This window comes from Allobosea sp. NPDC055594, assembly GCF_053618995.1.
In genome coordinates, this window is sequence record NZ_JBSHIO010000002.1 from 350,042 (window position 1) to 365,720 (window position 15,679).

Consider the following 15,679-nt stretch of genomic DNA (forward strand, 5'->3'; position numbering starts at 1 on the left):
CTTGTCCACAAGCGCAAGAACAGGCCTCAAGGGATAGTCAACTCGATATGAGAAGGGCCGCGCCTCGCGGCGCGGCCCTGTTGTTTTTTCGGTGCCCCGGCTCAGGCGAGCGTGTAGCCGGTCTTCACCGTGGTGTAGAACTCGCGGGCATAGGCGCCCTGCTCGCGCGGGCCGTAGCTCGAGCCCTTCCGGCCGCCGAACGGCACATGGTAGTCGACGCCCGCCGTGGCGAGGTTGACCATCACCATGCCCGCCTCGCTATTGCGCTTGAAATGCGTCGCATGCTTCAGCGAGGTCGTGCAGATGCCGGAGGACAGACCGAAATCGGTGTCGTTGGCGAGCGCCAGCGCCTCGTCATAATCCTTGACGCGGATGATGTTGGCGACCGGACCGAAGACCTCCTCGCGCGAGATGCGCATGGCATTGGTGGTCTCGGTGAAGAGGGCCGGCTGGAGATAGAAGCCGGGATTCTCCCGGTTCAGCAATTCGCCGCCCCAGGCCAGCTTGGCGCCTTCGTCGCGGGCGATCTGGATATATTTCAGATCCTGGTCGAGCTGGCTCTGGTCGACGACCGGGCCGATATGGGTGCCGGCCTTGAGAGCGTCGTCGACCACCACGCCCTTGAGACGCTCGATCGCCGCCTCGACGAAGCGGTCATGGATGCCGGCCTGGACGATCAGGCGCGAAGAGGCGGTGCAGCGCTGGCCGGTGGAGAAGAAGGCGCCCTGGACGGCCGCCTCGACCGCGGTCTTGAGATCGGCGTCGTCGAGCACGACGAGCGGATTCTTCCCGCCCATCTCGAGCTGAACCTTCTTCATCGGGTTCGAGGCGATGCAGGCCGCAGCGACCTTGCGGCCGGTCGAGACCGAGCCGGTGAAGCTGATCGCGTGGATATCCTTATGCTCGAGCAAAGCCTGGCCGACGACCGAGCCGCGGCCCATCACCAGGTTGAGCACGCCCTTGGGCAGGCCGGCGCGCTGGATGATGTCGACCAGCGCCCAGGCCGAGCCGGGCACGAGATCGGCCGGCTTGATCACGACGCAGTTGCCATAGGCCAGGGCGGGCGCGATCTTCCAGGCGGGGATCGCGATCGGGAAATTCCAGGGCGTGATCATGCCGACGATGCCGACCGGCTCGCGCGTCACCTCGACGCCGACGCCCGGACGGACCGAGGCGATGCTCTCGCCGCCGAGGCGCAGGCATTCACCGGCGAAGAAGGCGAAGATCTGGCCGGCGCGGCCGGCTTCGCCGATGCCCTCGGCAAGGGTCTTGCCTTCCTCGCGCGACAAGAGGCGACCGAGCTCTTCCTTGCGGGCGAGGATCTCGTCGGAGGCCTTCTTCAGGATCTCGTAGCGCTCCTGCGGCGTGGTGCGGCTCCAGGCCGGGAAGGCGGCCTTGGCGGCAGCGACGGCATTGTTGGCGTCCTCGACGGTCGCCTGGGCGTACTCGCCGACGACGTCATTGGTGTTGGACGGGTTGATGTTGCGCGAGGCGTTCTGCGCGCCGACCCATTCGCCGGCGATCAAATTCTTGAAGGGAGCATTCATCGAGAAACCTCGCGCCTGATCGGAAGAGGAGCTGGTCTTAGCGTCTTTGGCCGGCCAAGGCCATGCCGGAGCGCTTGTCGAAATGCCCGGCGGTCGCGCCGCCAGCGCATGCTCGGCCGAGGTCAGGACGAGTTTTCGCCGCAAGGCGGCAGCTTGCCTTTAACCTTTTGCGGGCACGATCCCACTCACCATGACCGCCAGCCGGGATTCTTCTCTCTCGCCCAGCGCGAACGCCGCCGGCTCCGGCAAGACCGCCTCGCCACGCCTGCTCGCCTTGCGCCGGCTCGCCCTCGTTGCGGTGGTGACCTTCGGCTCGGCGCTCCTTGGGCATCTCACCCGCCCGGCCGGCTTCCTCGCCTCGTTCTGGATCGCCAACGCAGTCCTGATCGGTCTCCTGGTGCGCAATCCGCGCCTCGCCACGCCGACAGCCTGGCTTGCCATCGCAGGTGGCTATCTCGCCGCCGATCTCTCAATGGGCGGTGGTTTCCTGCTGACGCTCTGGCTGACGGCCGCCAATCTCGCCGGCGTCATTGCCGGCTTCCTGCTTTTTCGCCGCATCAGTCCGGTCGACCGCCGGCTGCAGCGCCCGCAATCCCTGCTGTTCCTGCTGCTGATCAGTGTCGCCGCGGCGGTCGCAGCCGCCATCGTCGGCAGCGGCAGCATCGTCGTCTTCTACGGCGGCAGCCTGAGGCACGCCATCGAGCTCTATTTGACGAGCGAGCTCGCCAGCAATCTGATGATCCTGCCGCTGGCTCTGACCGCTCCGCCCTTGCAGACCCTGAGGCTGAGAGTCGGCGCGATCTGGCGCTCGGCCCGTGCCCTGCTGCCGCTGGCCACCCTGCTTGCCTCGATCGGGATCGGCACCTTGATCGGCGGCCCCGGCGCGGCGTCGGTCCCGGTTCCGGCGCTGCTCTGGTGTGCGCTGAGCTACGGCATCTTCCCGACGGCGCTGCTCACCTTCGCGACCGGCCTGTGGCAGAGCACGGCGCTGGCGACCAGCCTGCCGCCGAGCTCGGCCGAATTCCTGCCGACCGTGATCTCCCATCGCCTCAGCCTGGCGCTCCTGGCGCTCGGGCCGATCATGGTCTCCAGCATCAACAGCGGGCGCCGGGTTCTGCTGCGCGAGCTGAACCGCGCCGCCAATGAGGACACGCTGACCAAGACGCTGTCGCGGCGTGCCTTCCTCCAGCGCAGCGAGGCCGCTCTGGCCGAGAGCACGGCCCGGGACGGTGTGGCCTCGCTGCTGATGCTCGACATCGACCGCTTCAAGCGCATCAATGACGAGCATGGTCATGCGGCAGGCGATACGGCGCTGGTCGCGATCGCGCGCCAGCTCGCGGCCGTGCTGCGGCCACAGGACCTGTTCGGGCGGATGGGCGGCGAGGAGTTCGCGATCCTGCTGCCGGAGATCTCTCCCGAGGATGCAAGAGGCGTCGCCGAGCGGGTGCGCGCAGCCTGCGATCAATTGGAGCTGACGCTGGACGACGGCCGGACGATCAAGGTCACCACCAGTATCGGCCTGGCCAGTGGGAAGGCCATGCAGGCCTCGCTTCAGGGTCTCCTGAAGCAGGCCGACGACGCTCTCTATGCCGCCAAGCGCGAAGGCCGCAATCGCGTGATCGAGGCGGCGCCGGTCGCGGCCTGAACCGCAGCAGACCGAAAGGGCTCCCTGGCGCGGCCCACCGCTTTTGCTATTTCTCCCTGATCGAGAGCCCGTTCTTGCCGACCGAGATCTCGACGCCTTCCGGCTGCTTCTTCTCCTGATAGAGCGCATAGCCCGTCGCGGCGAGGCCGGCGACGAGCAGGCCGACGAGGAGGAAGAGCAGGTTACGCGAGATGGTCATGAAACAGGGCTCCAATCATGAGAAAGCGCCGCTCTCGCGCGGCGCCATGACTGGAACGCGCCTATTCGCCGACGGTTCCCGGGGAAACGCCGCGCTCCATGCCGGCCGCTCCGGCCTCGCGCGCCTCGGCGCCGGCCGCGAGCCGGCCGAGCCAGGCCACCGCGACGCTGGACCAGGTAATACCGAGACACCAGCCACCGAGCACGTCGCTCGGCCAGTGCACGCCGAGATAGATCCGGCTGACGCCGATCGCGACGATCAGGGTCCAGGCGATCCAGAGGCAGAGCCGCGAGATATCGGCCCGGCGCGATGCGATGCCGACGAAGCCGGCGATGCCGAGCAGCACCACTGCCGAGAGGAAGGCGTGCCCGCTCGGAAAGCTCGCCGTGAAGGTCAGGGCCGCGTGCTCGACGATGTCGGGGCGCTCGCGGCCGATCCCGATCTTCAGCAGCGTGCTGGCCGCGACAGCCGAGAGCACCGTCAGGATGAGCCCGAGCGCCAGGCGCCAATGGCCGCATAGCCGCAAGGTCAGGGCTGCCACCACCGTCATGGTGCCGAGCGCGACGAAGCTACCGAGCGCGGTGACGTCGCGCATCATCTCGCGGAACCAGGCCGGGCCAAGCGGCGTCGAGGGATCGGCCGCGTCGCGAAACAGCATGACCAGCCTGCTGTCGAAGGCGAAATCGCGGCCGGCGACGACGAAGATCGCAAGACCAAGGAAGCCGAAAGCCGCGGCGGTCGGCAGGAGGAAACGCGGCTGCAGGAGGAACATCGAGAGCTATCCAGGCGGAAGTGGCGGCTGCCTATGACGAAAGCATGTTCAGATTTCGGCCGGCCGCGCAGCGATGACCTGCAACGCGGCCGGCAGCAACCGATAATCGAGCGAGCCGGCGCGACGCTCGACCTCGCCATCGAAGGTGACATGGCCACGCCTCTTGTCACGGCGGGTCAGCGTCACCGCCTCGGCGGTCAGGGAGACGAGATTATGCGAGGTGCGCCAGCTACCGGTCAGCATCGAGAGCGCCGCCTTGGTCCGCGAGAGCAGGCCGCCGGTGTCGAGGATATGGACTTCCAGCTGGCCGCCATCGAGCCGGTTGCGCCGCCAGTCGGCACCATCGAACTGGTTAACCGTGACCAGCACGGCGTCGGCATCGACCTGACGCTGCACGCCGCCGATCTCCAACTCGATGCGGATCGGACGGGTGAACAGGATCGACCGCCCCGCCGCGAAGGCGAAGGCGATGGCGCGGCTGAAGGGGAAGCGCCGGCGGGCCTGTTCGCGCTCGCGCGCCATCAGGCTGAAGAAGCCCATGCCGGAAATCGAATGGAAGGGGCGCCCGTTGATGCTGCCGAGATCCATGGCGACCGGCTTGCCCCGGCACAGCGCCGAAACCTGCTCCTCGATGGTGCCGAGCAGGCCGAGATCGCGGCCGAGCACATTGACCGTGCCGAGTGGCAGGATGCCGACCGGCCTCGGGCATTCCAGCAGCACGGGCAAGGCGCCGTTCACGGTGCCGTCGCCGCCGGCGATCACCGGCGTGACCGCTCGATCGCCGACCGCGGCGCGCAGGCGCTCCTCGATCGCGCGCGGCGGCAAAAGCTCGACCTCGGCATCGCAGCCCGCCGCGGCGAAAGCCGCCTCGATGCGGCGCGCGAAGTTCCCCAACCCCGCCTCCAGGACGGAGCCGGCGCGCGCATTGCCGATGACACGAAAGCGGCGTGGCTGCGCCTTGGTTTCGGCCTCTACCGGTAGTTCCGACAGTTTCTCCATGATCAGGCGGCGATATGGGCCCCCCTGTCGCCGGGCACAAGGCGGGGCGATGCCGACGAAGCCGAGATCTGGCGAGCGCCTGCCCCGACCTCCTCGGTGACGACTTCGAAGCGCTGCAGGACATGGGAGCCGAAGGAGTTCAGCATCGGCAGGTCGGTGGCATCGCGGCCGCGGGCGATGACCACCCTGCCGATACGCGGCTGGTGGTGCCGCGCATCGATCGTGTACCAGCGCCCGCCGAGCCAGACCTCGCACCAGGCATTGAAATCCATCGGCGCCGGATTCGGCGGCACGCCGATATCCCCGAGATAGCCGTTGCAATAGCGCGCGGGGATGTTGAGGCAGCGGCAGAAGGCAACTGCGAGATGCGCGAAATCACGGCAGACGCCGATGCGCTCCTCGAAGGCCTCGGCGGCGGTGCGCGTGCTGCGGGCGAAGGCATAGCCGAACGTCAGGTGGTTGTGGACGAAATCGACGATCGCCTGCACCCTGCCCCAACCCGGCTGGAGATGGCCGAACAGGGACCAGGCCGTGTCCATCAGCTTGTCGGTCTCGCAATAGCGGCTACCGAGCAGGAAACCCATCAGTTCGGCGGGAATCTCGGCCGGCGAGAGCTGGCGCGCATCCGGCGCGGTGACGTCTGGCCTGCCGCCATCATAGATCAAACCGTTCGCTTCGAGCCGAACGCCGCCTGCCGGCACGACCATGCGGCGGCAGATATTGCCGAACGAGTCGAAATGCCGCTCGACCGGCAATGAAGCGCCGTTGTCCAGCAGGGCGGTCACGCGCATCTCGTCCGGCTCGAGCAGATCGTGGCGCCGCGAGGGGTGGATGTCGAGCATGGTCACCAGCGCGGTCGGCCGGTCACAGACGATCTCGATGCGATAGCCGTAGCGGATCTGCATTCCCGTCTCCTCGATCGCTCTGAGTTTTGCCGTTGGCGGCCGTTGCGGCCGTGCTGGGCCAGCGCGACGGGGGCCTGCCCCGAGCGCTGGCCATCGCCCTAAAAAAGATGCGGGCCTTTCGGCCCGCATCACGCTGTCGCGGCGATCCGGCTGGGGGGATAGCAATCGCCGCGACCTGCGCCTTGGAGAAGCGAAGGCCACCTCGGCCGTCACATCATCCAGTAGGGCATGGTGCCGTAGTAGTCGTGCACGCGCTTGCCATAGTCCTTGTCGTGCCAGTCGGGCTCGCCGTCGCTGTCATACATCGGCGCCGCCTCGAGCTTCTCGCGGGTCAGCGGCACGACATAGCCGCCGCGATCGACATCGTAGTCGAGCATGCTCCACGGGACCGGGTGATACTTCTCGCCGAGGCCGAGGAAGCCACCGAACGACATGATCGCGTAGGCGACCTTGCCCGTCGCCTTGTCGAGCATGACGTCGTAGATCGAGCCGAGATGCTCTCCTGCGGTGTTGTAGACATCCGTACCCGCGACGCGCGCTCCGGCGATCAGCGGATTCGCGGTGGTCGCAGCGGTCATCGTTGCGCTCATTCTTCCCTCCATAGAACTCATGGGCCCGTACGAACCGGCCTGCCAAATCAACGCCGCAACCTGATCGCTGTTCCACGGCAGGAGAGACAAATTCGAAGAATCGGCCAGCCGGACGGTCAGTTAGGCTCAGAGGCCGGCATTGCAGTTCGGGAGCCGCTGCCCGCGCGCCCTGGAACCTTTGCCGGCGCGGCTCGTTGATGCGGCAGGTGATGGGCCGTCGCCGCCTCCTGCGGTGGCTGCCCGGAGCGGGTCGGAGCATGCCCCGGCGAAAGACGACACCAGCCGAGGAGGCGAGGCAGCCCTCCCAGCCTCCGGCTCAAAGCAAGGACCACAGCCATGAAAAAGCTCATCATCGTCGCCTTGGCCGCTGTATCCCTCGGCGCCTGTACGGCGCGTGAGGAAAACACGGCGACCGGCGCGCTGATCGGTGCCGGCACGGGCGCCGTCATCGGCGGGCTTGCCACCGGCCGCGCCGGAGGCGCGGCGGCGGGCGCTGCGATCGGCGGCGTCGGCGGTGCCATCATCGGCAATGCGACCACCCGCGACCGGGTTTGCGTCGGCCGCGACGAATGGGGACGGCGCGTAAGCTACGCCTGCTGAGCCAAGGGCAAGGACAGCGAAGGCAAGGACAGCGAAGGAACGAGAGGCGGCGCAGCGGGCGGCCTGAACGCTGCCCGCAGCCGCTCAGGCGCGCGAAACCAGCGGATCGCTTCCGAAGGGCCTGCCGCCGCAGGAGCTAGACTTTGCCGTAGGGGCCGAAACGCCCGACGAAGCGATGCCGGCCGCCCGGATAGAGCAGGCGGACGGCGGTGACCGGCTCGCCCTGGTTCCAGGTCCGCCGTTCGACCAGCAGACAGGGATCGCCTTCGGCGATGGCGAGAAGCTCGGCCTGTTCGGCCGTCGCGGCGACGGCGCCGATCGCATGCTCGGCCTGCGACCAGAGACTGTTCTGCAGCAGCCAGTCGCCCGGCGGAATGGTGGAAAAGTCCTCCTGCGCGGCCGCCGGGACAGTCGCGAGGTGAATGACGCGCTCCTCCAGAACATGCGGCACGCCGTCTGCCCAATGCAGCACGGAGAGGTGCACGACATCGACCGCGCGCCCGAGCTCGAAAAGGCTCGCGACAGGCCGCTGCGCCCGCCCGTCGCGACGCCGCAGGACGGTGAGCGCATAGGCATGGCCGAGACCGCGCACCTCTTCGGGAATCGAGAGGATGTCGAGCATGGCGTGGCTTGCCGGCGGGCTCGCGACGATCGTGCCGGAGCGGCGCCGACGGGTGATCAACCCTTCACGCGCGAGTTGGACCAGAGCGCGATGCACGGTCATCCGCGAAGCGCCGAGCCGCTCCATCAGGGCATGCTCGGGCGGCACGGCGGTGCCCGGCGGCCAGACCCCGTTCAGGATGAGATCGCGGATGGCGCGCCGGATCTGGTCATAGAGCGGACCGACGCCATCGAGAGCTACGGCGTCGATCTGGCTTGCTGACATGGACTCTTTTCCGGCTCAGGCGAGCAGATTTCGGACGACTGCGCCATAGCGCGCGGCGATGCGGGCCCGGTCAATGTGCCGACCGTCTCTGACCACAGGCTTTCCACCGACGATCACGTTCTCGACCGGCAGGGCGGGCGCAGCGAAGACGGCGCTGTCGAGCGCAAAATCGCCGGTCTTGCCGACGACTGCGGGGTGTTCGGAGTCGAGGGTGACGAGATCGGCGCGGTGACCGACGGCAATCGAGCCAATGCCCCGGCCGCAAGCCTGAGCGCCACCGGCACAGGCATCCCGCCAGAGCCTGACGCCGGCCGGGGTGCCGGCTTCGGCCCAGAGCGCGCGGCGCCGGTCGCGCAGGCGCTGCGAATACTCCAGCAGCCGCAATTCGCCGCCTGAGCCGATCTCGATATTGGAGTCGCTACCGACGCCGATGCGCCCGCCGGCGGCGCGATAACGCACGCCGTCGAAGATGCCGTCGCCGAGATTGGCCTCGGTGATCGGGCACAGGCCCGCCACCGCAGCGCTGCGCGCCATGGCGCCGCGCTCGGCATCGCTCAGATGCGTCGCATGGATCAGACACCAGCGCTCATCGACCGCAACGCTCTCCAGCAGGAGCTCGACCGGGCGGCGGCCGGTGATCGCGATGCTGTCCTCGACCTCACGCATCTGCTCGGCGACATGAATGTGAACCGGCGTTTCGGGCCTGAGCCCCGCAATCCAGGGCAAATCGTCGAGCGCCACCGCCCGCAGCGAATGCGGCGCAACGCCGACGCGCGCATCCGGCAAGGATGCGACCGCCTTCTCGCTGCCTTCGAGAAGCCGCAGATAGGCGTCGCGGTCGTTGAGGAAGCGGCGTTGGCCGGGCGCCGCCGGCGCCCCCCCGAAATTGCCGTAGCGATAAAGCACCGGCAGCAGGGTCAGTCCGATGCCGGTCTCGCCCGCCGCCGCGGCGATCGCCTCGCCCATCGCGGCGATGTCGGCGTAGGCGCGACCATCCTTGTCGTGATGCAGATAGTGGAATTCGGCGAGCGCGGTGAAGCCGCCCTCGAGCATCTCGACCATGGCCTGGGCGGCAATGGCCTGCACGTCCTCAGGGTCGAGCCGGTCGAGGAAGCGATACATCACCTCGCGCCAGGTCCAGAACGAATCCTCCGAGGCTCCGCGCCGTTCGGACAGGCCGGCCATGCCGCGCTGGAAGGTGTGGCTGTGCAGATTGGGCAGTCCGGGCAAAGTCAGGCCCGGTAGACGGGTCGCTGCCGCCGGGGCCGCGCTGTCACGAGCCACCGAGGCGATCACACCGTCCTCGATGCGCAACGTGACGCCGCGTGCAAACCCCTCCGGCAGCAATGCTTCTTCGAGATACAGATCCTGCCTGGTCGACATGCCGTTCACCTCTTCATTTGCATATGCAATTAAGCGCTTGCCTTTTGCATATGCAATTGGCTAGCTTACCCGGAACGAAAGCGAAGTCGAGAGGGTGCGACGGGCAATGGTGGCGGAAACGTCTTTGAGCTGCGATCGGCTCTGGCTGAATGCGCGAGTGGCGACGATGGCCGAAGGTGCCTCCGCCCCCTATGGCGCAATCGAGGACGGGCTCATCGCAGCACGGGACGGGCGCATCGTCCATGTCGGCCCGCGCACAACGGCGCCGACCTTTTCGGCGGCCGAGACCATCGATTGCGAGGGCCGCTGGATCACGCCCGGGCTGATCGATTGCCACACCCATCTCGTCTATGGTGGCGACCGCGCCCATGAGTTCGAATTGCGCCTCAAGGGCGCGAGCTATGAGGAGATCGCCCGCGCGGGTGGCGGCATCGTCTCCTCGGTCAAGGCCACGCGCGCGGCAAGCGAGGACGAGCTCTTCGCCAGTGCCGACAAGCGCCTCGCCGCGCTGATCGCCGAGGGCGTCACCACCGTCGAGATCAAGTCGGGCTACGGGCTCGACACCGAAAGCGAGGTGAAGGTGCTCGCCGTCGCCCGTCGGCTCGGCCGCGAGCGCCCGGTCCGGGTCGTCACCACCTTCCTCGGCGCACATGCCGTGCCGCCCGAGTTCAAGGGCCGTTCCGGCGACTATATCGACCTCGTCGCCGGGCCGATGCTCGATGCCGTCGCGGCCGGCGACCTCGCCGATGCCGTCGACGTGTTCTGCGAGGGCATCGCCTTCTCGCCCGACGAGACCGCGCGTGTCTTCGCCGCGGCCAAGGCCAAGGGGCTGGCGATCAAGATCCATGCCGAGCAGCTCTCCAATCTCGGCGGGGCGGCGCTCGCCGCCGGCATGGGCGCGCTATCGGCCGACCATCTCGAACATCTCGACGAGGCCGGAGTCGTCGCCATGGCGAAAACCGGCACCGTCGCGGTGATCCTGCCCGGAGCCTTCTATTTCCTGCGCGAGACGGTGAAGCCGCCGATCGAACTGCTCAGGAAGCATGGCGTACCGATCGCGCTCGCCACCGACGCCAATCCCGGCACCTCGCCGCTGACCTCGCCGCTCATGACCATGAACATGGGCTGCACCCTGTTCCGGCTGACGCCAGAGGAGGCGCTGGCCGGCATGACCCGGAATGCGGCGCTCGCCCTAGGACTTCAAGACCAGACCGGTACGCTGGAGACCGGCAAGGCCTGCGATCTCGCGATCTGGGAGATCGAGCGCCCGGCCGAGCTCGCCTACCGCATCGGCTTCAACCCGCTTCACACCCGCATCCGGAACGGCCAATGACCACGCTTTCGCTCACTCCCGGCGCGGCTCGCCTCGCCGACTGGCGCCATGTCCTGGATGGCGCCGCCATCGCTCTTTCCGAGACCGGCGCGATCACCGGCGCCCAGGCGATCGTCGACGAGATCGTCGCCAAGGGCACCGTGACCTATGGCGTCAACACCGGCTTCGGCAAGCTCGCCAGCGTCCGCATCGCCGATGCCGATCTCGCGACCTTGCAGCGCAACCTGATCCTGTCGCATGCGGTCGGGACCGGCCCCGCTTTGCCGGACGAGGTCGTCGCCCTGATCCTCGCCATGAAGGCGGCGAGCCTGGCGCGCGGCGCCTCGGGCGTGCGGCCCGTCGTGGTCGAGGCGCTGGTCGGCGCACTCCAGGCCGGCGCGCTGCCGGTGGTGCCTGCCAAGGGCTCGGTCGGCGCCTCCGGCGACCTCGCCCCGCTCGCCCATCTCACCGCGGCCTTGATGGGTGTCGGCGAAATCCGGCTGAAAGGCGAGGTTCTGCCGGCCGCCGAGGCTCTGAAGCGCATCGGCCAGGCGCCGCTGGCGCTCGGCGCCAAGGAAGGCCTCGCGCTGATCAATGGCACGCAGGTCTCGGCCTCGCTGGCGCTGGCCGGGCTCGCCAGCATCGCCCGCGTCTTCGATGCCGCGCTGATCGCCGGCGCGCTCTCGATCGATGCGCTCAAAGGCTCCGACACGCCCTTCGACCCGCGCATCCAGCAACTGCGCGGCCAGCCCGGCCAGATCAAGGTCGCGGCCCTGCTGCTAGACCTCGTCGCCGGCAGCGAGATCCGCGAGAGCCACCGCTTCGGCGACTCGAAGGTTCAGGACCCCTACTCGCTGCGCTGCCAGCCGCAGGTGATGGGCGCGGTGCGCGACCTCCTCGGCAATACCGCCGCGACCCTCGCGATCGAGGCCAATGCCGTCACCGACAACCCGCTGGTGCTCGGCCCCGGCGAGATTGTCTCGGGCGGCAATTTCCACGCCGAGCCGGTCGCCTTCGCCGCCGACATGCTGGCGATGGGCGTCTGCGAGATCGGCAACCTCGCCGAGCGCCGGATCGCGCTGCTCGTCGACCCGGTGATGAGCGGCCTGCCGCCCTTCCTCGCCCGCGATGCCGGCCTCAACTCCGGCTTCATGATCGCGCAGGTGACCGCCGCCGCGCTCGCCTCCGAGAACAAGCAGAAGGCCTATCCCGCGTCGGTCGACACCATTCCCACCTCGGCCAATCAGGAAGACCATGTCTCGATGGCGACGCATGGCGCCTTCCGCCTGATCGAAATGGCGAAGAACGCGGCGAGCATCGTCGCGGTCGAATTGATGGCCGCGGCCGAAGCGATCGAGCATCACCGGCCGATGAAGACCTCGCCGCGGCTTGAGCCGGTGCTCGCGCTGATCCGGGCCAAGATCGCGCCTCTGACCGAGGACCGCTATCTCGCGCCCGACCTTGCTGCCGCGACGGAGCTCGTGCTCTCGGGCGGGCTCGGCAAAGCCGCGGGTGTGGACAGCTTTGCGGAGTTCTCGGCATGAGCGCCGACATCGTCACCGTCACACGCGGTTCGTCGCCGCTCGTCCTGTCGATGCCGCATCCCGGCACCGGCCTGCCGGCCGAGGTCTCGGCGCAGCTCAACGCGCGCGGAAAACTCGTCGAGGACACCGACTGGCACATGCGCCGGCTCTATGGCTTCGCCGAACGCTTTCAGCCGACGATCGTCGAGGCCGGGCTGTCGCGCTTCGTCATCGACCTCAACCGCGACCCGGCCGGCGTCTCGCTCTATCCCGGCCAGGCGACGACCGAACTCGTGCCGACCACCACCTTCGACGGCGCGCCGATCTGGGCGACCGCGCCCGACGAGGCCGAGATCGCCCGCCGGCGCGAGGCCTATTTCCGCCCTTATCACGCGGCGCTCGCGGCCGAGATCCAGCACGCCAAGGCGCAATATGGCTTCTGCCTGCTCTGGGATTGCCACTCGATCAAATCGGTGATCCCGCGTCTGTTCGAGGGCGCGCTGCCGACGCTGAACCTCGGCACCAATTCCGGCCAGAGTGCCGCGGCCGCGGTCGAAGCTGCCGCAGTGACGGCCATGGCCGGCAGCGCCTTCACCCAGGTCGTCAACGGCCGCTTCAAGGGCGGCTGGATCACCCGCCATTACGGCCACCCGGCCGACCATGTGCACGCGCTCCAGATGGAAATCGCGCTCAGCGCCTACCTCGCCGACGAAGCTCCGCCCTGGACCTTCGATGCGGCCCGCGCCGCCAGCCTGCAATCCGCCCTCTCCGCCATGATCGAGGCGGCGCTCGCCGCCGCCACCAAGCTCGAACGGACCAAGCCATGACCCGCATCGACAACAGCCGCGTCATCCGCTCGCCCCATGGCAGCACGCTTTCAGCCAAGAGCTGGCTGACCGAGGCGCCGCTGCGCATGCTGATGAACAATCTCGACCCGGATGTCGCCGAGAAGCCGGGCGAGCTCGTGGTCTATGGCGGCATCGGCCGCGCCGCCCGCACCTGGGAGGATTTCGACCGGATCTGCGCCTCGCTGCGCTCGCTCGAGGCCGACGAGACCCTGCTGGTCCAGTCCGGCAAGCCGGTCGGCATCTTCAGGACGCATCCGGACGCGCCGCGCGTGCTGATCGCGAATTCGAACCTCGTCCCGGCCTATGCCAACTGGGAGCATTTCCACCATCTCGATAAGGCCGGGCTGATGATGTACGGCCAGATGACGGCCGGCTCCTGGATCTATATCGGCACGCAGGGCATCGTTCAGGGCACCTACGAGACCTTCGTCGAGGTCGGCCGCCAGCACTACAATGGCAGCCTCAAGGACAAGTGGATCCTGACCGGCGGTCTCGGTGGCATGGGCGGGGCCCAGCCGCTCGCCGCGACCATGGCCGGCGCCTCGATGATCGCCGTCGAGTGCAAGCCGTCCTCGATCGAGTTCCGCCTGCGCACCCGCTATCTCGACGAGAAGGCGGACAGCGTCGACGAGGCCCTGAAGATCATCGAAGCCGCCCATGCCAAAGGCAAAGCCGTCTCGGTCGGCGTGCTCGGCAATGCCGCCGAGATCTTCCCCGACATGGTCCGCCGCGGCATCCGCCCGGACGTCGTCACCGACCAGACCTCGGCCCACGACCCGCTCAACGGCTATCTGCCGGCGGGCTGGACCCTGGAAGAATGGGAAGAGCGTCGGGAGCGCGACCCGGCCGGCACGATCGAAGCGGCGAAAAAATCGATGGCCGAGCATGTCAGGGCGATGCTCGACTTCCAGCGCATGGGCGTGCCGACGCTCGACTACGGCAACAATATCCGCCAGATGGCCAAGGATATGGGCGTCGACAACGCCTTCGACTTCCCGGGCTTCGTGCCGGCCTATATCCGCCCGCTGTTCTGCCGCGGCATCGGCCCGTTCCGCTGGGCCGCGCTCTCGGGCGATCCCGAGGACATCTACCGCACCGACCAGCGCGTCAAGGAGCTGCTGCCGGACGACAAGCACCTGCACAACTGGCTCGACATGGCGCGCGAGCGCATCCAGTTCCAGGGCCTGCCGGCGCGGATCTGCTGGGTCGGTCTCGGCGACCGCCACCGGCTCGGTCTCGCCTTCAACGAGATGGTAGCCAAGGGCGAGCTCAAGGCCCCGGTCGTGATCGGCCGCGACCATCTCGATTCCGGCTCGGTCGCCTCGCCCAACCGCGAGACCGAGGCGATGAAGGACGGCTCGGACGCGGTCTCCGACTGGCCGCTGCTCAACGCCCTGCTCAACACCGCCGGCGGCGCGACCTGGGTCTCGCTGCACCATGGCGGCGGCGTCGGCATGGGCTATTCGCAGCATTCGGGCGTGGTGATCGTCGCCGACGGCACACCGGAAGCGGCCAAGCGCCTGGAGCGCGTGCTCTGGAACGACCCCGCAACCGGCGTGATGCGCCATGCCGATGCCGGCTACGATATCGCGCTCGACTGCGCCAGGGAGAAGGGCCTGAAGCTGCCCGGCATTCTGGGCTGAACCCACCTGTCATTCCGGGGCTCCGCGTAAGCGGAGAACCCGGAACCCACGACCCGGCGAGCGTTGCCCAGACACGGCGTCGTACCCCGTCGTGGGTTCCGGGTTCGCCCTTCGGGCGCCCCGGAATGACAAGGGTGGCCGCTTGAATTCGAAGGATCGTTCCATGCGCATCATCCGCGCCGCCGACTGCCTAGTCATGCCGTGGAAGAATGGTGGCGGGACGACGACCGAGATCGCGGTGGCGCCGGACGGCGCCTCGCTCGATGATTTCGACTGGCGTATCAGCATGGCCCATGTCGGGCAGGACGGGCCGTTCTCGTCCTTTCCCGGCATCGACCGGACCTTGTCGGTGCTGACCGGGGCCGGCATCATGCTCGCCTTCGACGATGGCGAGCGTGTCCGGCTCGATCGCGCCAGCGCGCCCTGCCCTTTCGCCGCCGACCGGGCGGTCGAGGGGCTGCTGGTCGATGGGCCGATCGACGATCTCAACGTGATGAGCCGGCACGGCCGCTGGCAGCACCGGGTCGAACGCTTGTCCGGCGCAGGCTCGCTCAGCGCAGCCGAGGGCCTGCTCGTGCTGATCGCGCGCAAGGGCGATTGGCAGGTGAACGGCGCGGCGCTGCCCGCTGGCGACAGCGTGGTGCTGGATGCGCCGGGGCGGGTCGAGCTTACGGTAAGCGGCTGCGAGGCTGAGCTTTATGCGGTTTGGCTGACGATGGAAGCGCGGGGAACCCTCTCCTGAAAGGAGAGGGCAGGGTGAGGTGTTCGGGAGCTATATCGCGAGCCTCAACCTATCTGCGTTCGACGCTCACGCAACTGGTCGGGCG

The 15,679-nt window shown here is 68.1% G+C and carries 15 protein-coding genes; 7 read left to right on the plus strand and 8 right to left on the minus strand.

From position 1 onward, the window contains the following. Positions 1–101: 101 nt before the first annotated feature. Positions 102–1,547: an aldehyde dehydrogenase family protein gene (locus tag ACWGRX_RS05660; protein ID WP_291641113.1), complete on the minus strand. Its 1,446-nt coding sequence runs from the start codon at positions 1,545–1,547 to the stop codon at positions 102–104. 190 nt (positions 1,548–1,737) lie between these two features. On the opposite strand from ACWGRX_RS05660, the gene ACWGRX_RS05665 reads away from it, so the two are divergent. Next, complete coding sequence (locus ACWGRX_RS05665; RefSeq protein ID WP_452116735.1) at positions 1,738–3,192, plus strand: GGDEF domain-containing protein; 1,455 nt, start codon at positions 1,738–1,740, stop codon at positions 3,190–3,192. Positions 3,193–3,238: 46 nt separating this feature from the next. Here ACWGRX_RS05665 and ACWGRX_RS05670 read toward each other — a convergent pair whose 3' ends face one another. The 5 genes from ACWGRX_RS05670 to ACWGRX_RS05690 form a co-directional block, all read right to left on the minus strand. Continuing rightward, complete coding sequence (locus ACWGRX_RS05670; protein ID WP_291641109.1) at positions 3,239–3,391, minus strand: hypothetical protein; 153 nt, start codon at positions 3,389–3,391, stop codon at positions 3,239–3,241. Between the two features lie 61 nt (positions 3,392–3,452). Next, positions 3,453–4,163, minus strand: a complete 711-nt coding sequence (locus ACWGRX_RS05675; RefSeq protein ID WP_452116736.1) for a phosphatase PAP2 family protein — start codon at positions 4,161–4,163, stop codon at positions 3,453–3,455. A 48-nt stretch (positions 4,164–4,211) separates the two neighbouring features. After that, positions 4,212–5,162 carry a diacylglycerol/lipid kinase family protein gene (locus tag ACWGRX_RS05680; protein ID WP_452116737.1) on the minus strand — a complete coding sequence of 317 codons (951 nt, stop codon included), beginning with the start codon at positions 5,160–5,162 and terminating at the stop codon, positions 4,212–4,214. 2 nt (positions 5,163–5,164) lie between these two features. Beyond that, positions 5,165–6,067 carry a transglutaminase-like domain-containing protein gene (locus tag ACWGRX_RS05685; protein WP_452116738.1) on the minus strand — a complete coding sequence of 301 codons (903 nt, stop codon included), beginning with the start codon at positions 6,065–6,067 and terminating at the stop codon, positions 5,165–5,167. 209 nt (positions 6,068–6,276) lie between these two features. Next, entirely contained in the window at positions 6,277–6,657 is a 381-nt protein-coding gene (locus tag ACWGRX_RS05690) for a PRC-barrel domain-containing protein (RefSeq protein ID WP_291641101.1), read from the minus strand. Positions 6,658–6,993: 336 nt separating this feature from the next. On the opposite strand from ACWGRX_RS05690, the gene ACWGRX_RS05695 reads away from it, so the two are divergent. After that, positions 6,994–7,257, plus strand: a complete 264-nt coding sequence (locus ACWGRX_RS05695) for a glycine zipper domain-containing protein (RefSeq protein WP_291644728.1) — start codon at positions 6,994–6,996, stop codon at positions 7,255–7,257. A 136-nt stretch (positions 7,258–7,393) separates the two neighbouring features. Here the strand turns inward: ACWGRX_RS05695 and hutC are convergent, their stop codons facing one another. Together hutC and ACWGRX_RS05705 are read right to left on the minus strand one after the other, a co-directional pair. Next, positions 7,394–8,143, minus strand: coding sequence for a histidine utilization repressor (hutC, locus tag ACWGRX_RS05700; RefSeq protein WP_452116739.1), 750 nt, complete (start codon positions 8,141–8,143; stop codon positions 7,394–7,396). Between the two features lie 15 nt (positions 8,144–8,158). After that, positions 8,159–9,526, minus strand: coding sequence for a formimidoylglutamate deiminase (locus ACWGRX_RS05705; RefSeq protein WP_452116740.1), 1,368 nt, complete (start codon positions 9,524–9,526; stop codon positions 8,159–8,161). A gap of 166 nt (positions 9,527–9,692) precedes the next feature. Here ACWGRX_RS05705 and hutI point away from each other — a divergent pair, with 166 nt between their 5' ends. The 5 genes from hutI (at position 9,693) to ACWGRX_RS05730 (ending at position 15,594) form a co-directional block, all read left to right on the plus strand. Next, positions 9,693–10,859, plus strand: coding sequence for an imidazolonepropionase (gene hutI / locus ACWGRX_RS05710; RefSeq protein WP_452116741.1), 1,167 nt, complete (start codon positions 9,693–9,695; stop codon positions 10,857–10,859). Then, positions 10,856–12,382 (plus strand): histidine ammonia-lyase, encoded by a 1,527-nt coding sequence (hutH, locus tag ACWGRX_RS05715; protein WP_452116742.1) that lies wholly within the window; start codon positions 10,856–10,858, stop codon positions 12,380–12,382. Before hutI ends, hutH begins: the two co-directional genes overlap by 4 nt. Next, positions 12,379–13,188, plus strand: coding sequence for an N-formylglutamate deformylase (hutG, locus tag ACWGRX_RS05720; RefSeq protein WP_452116743.1), 810 nt, complete (start codon positions 12,379–12,381; stop codon positions 13,186–13,188). The genes hutH and hutG overlap by 4 nt, the downstream gene beginning before the upstream one ends. After that, positions 13,185–14,852, plus strand: coding sequence for a urocanate hydratase (gene hutU, locus ACWGRX_RS05725; protein WP_452116744.1), 1,668 nt, complete (start codon positions 13,185–13,187; stop codon positions 14,850–14,852). Before hutG ends, hutU begins: the two co-directional genes overlap by 4 nt. 163 nt (positions 14,853–15,015) lie before the next feature. Next, positions 15,016–15,594: a HutD/Ves family protein gene (locus ACWGRX_RS05730; protein WP_452116745.1), complete on the plus strand. Its 579-nt coding sequence runs from the start codon at positions 15,016–15,018 to the stop codon at positions 15,592–15,594. The last annotated feature ends 85 nt before the right edge of the window (positions 15,595–15,679 follow it).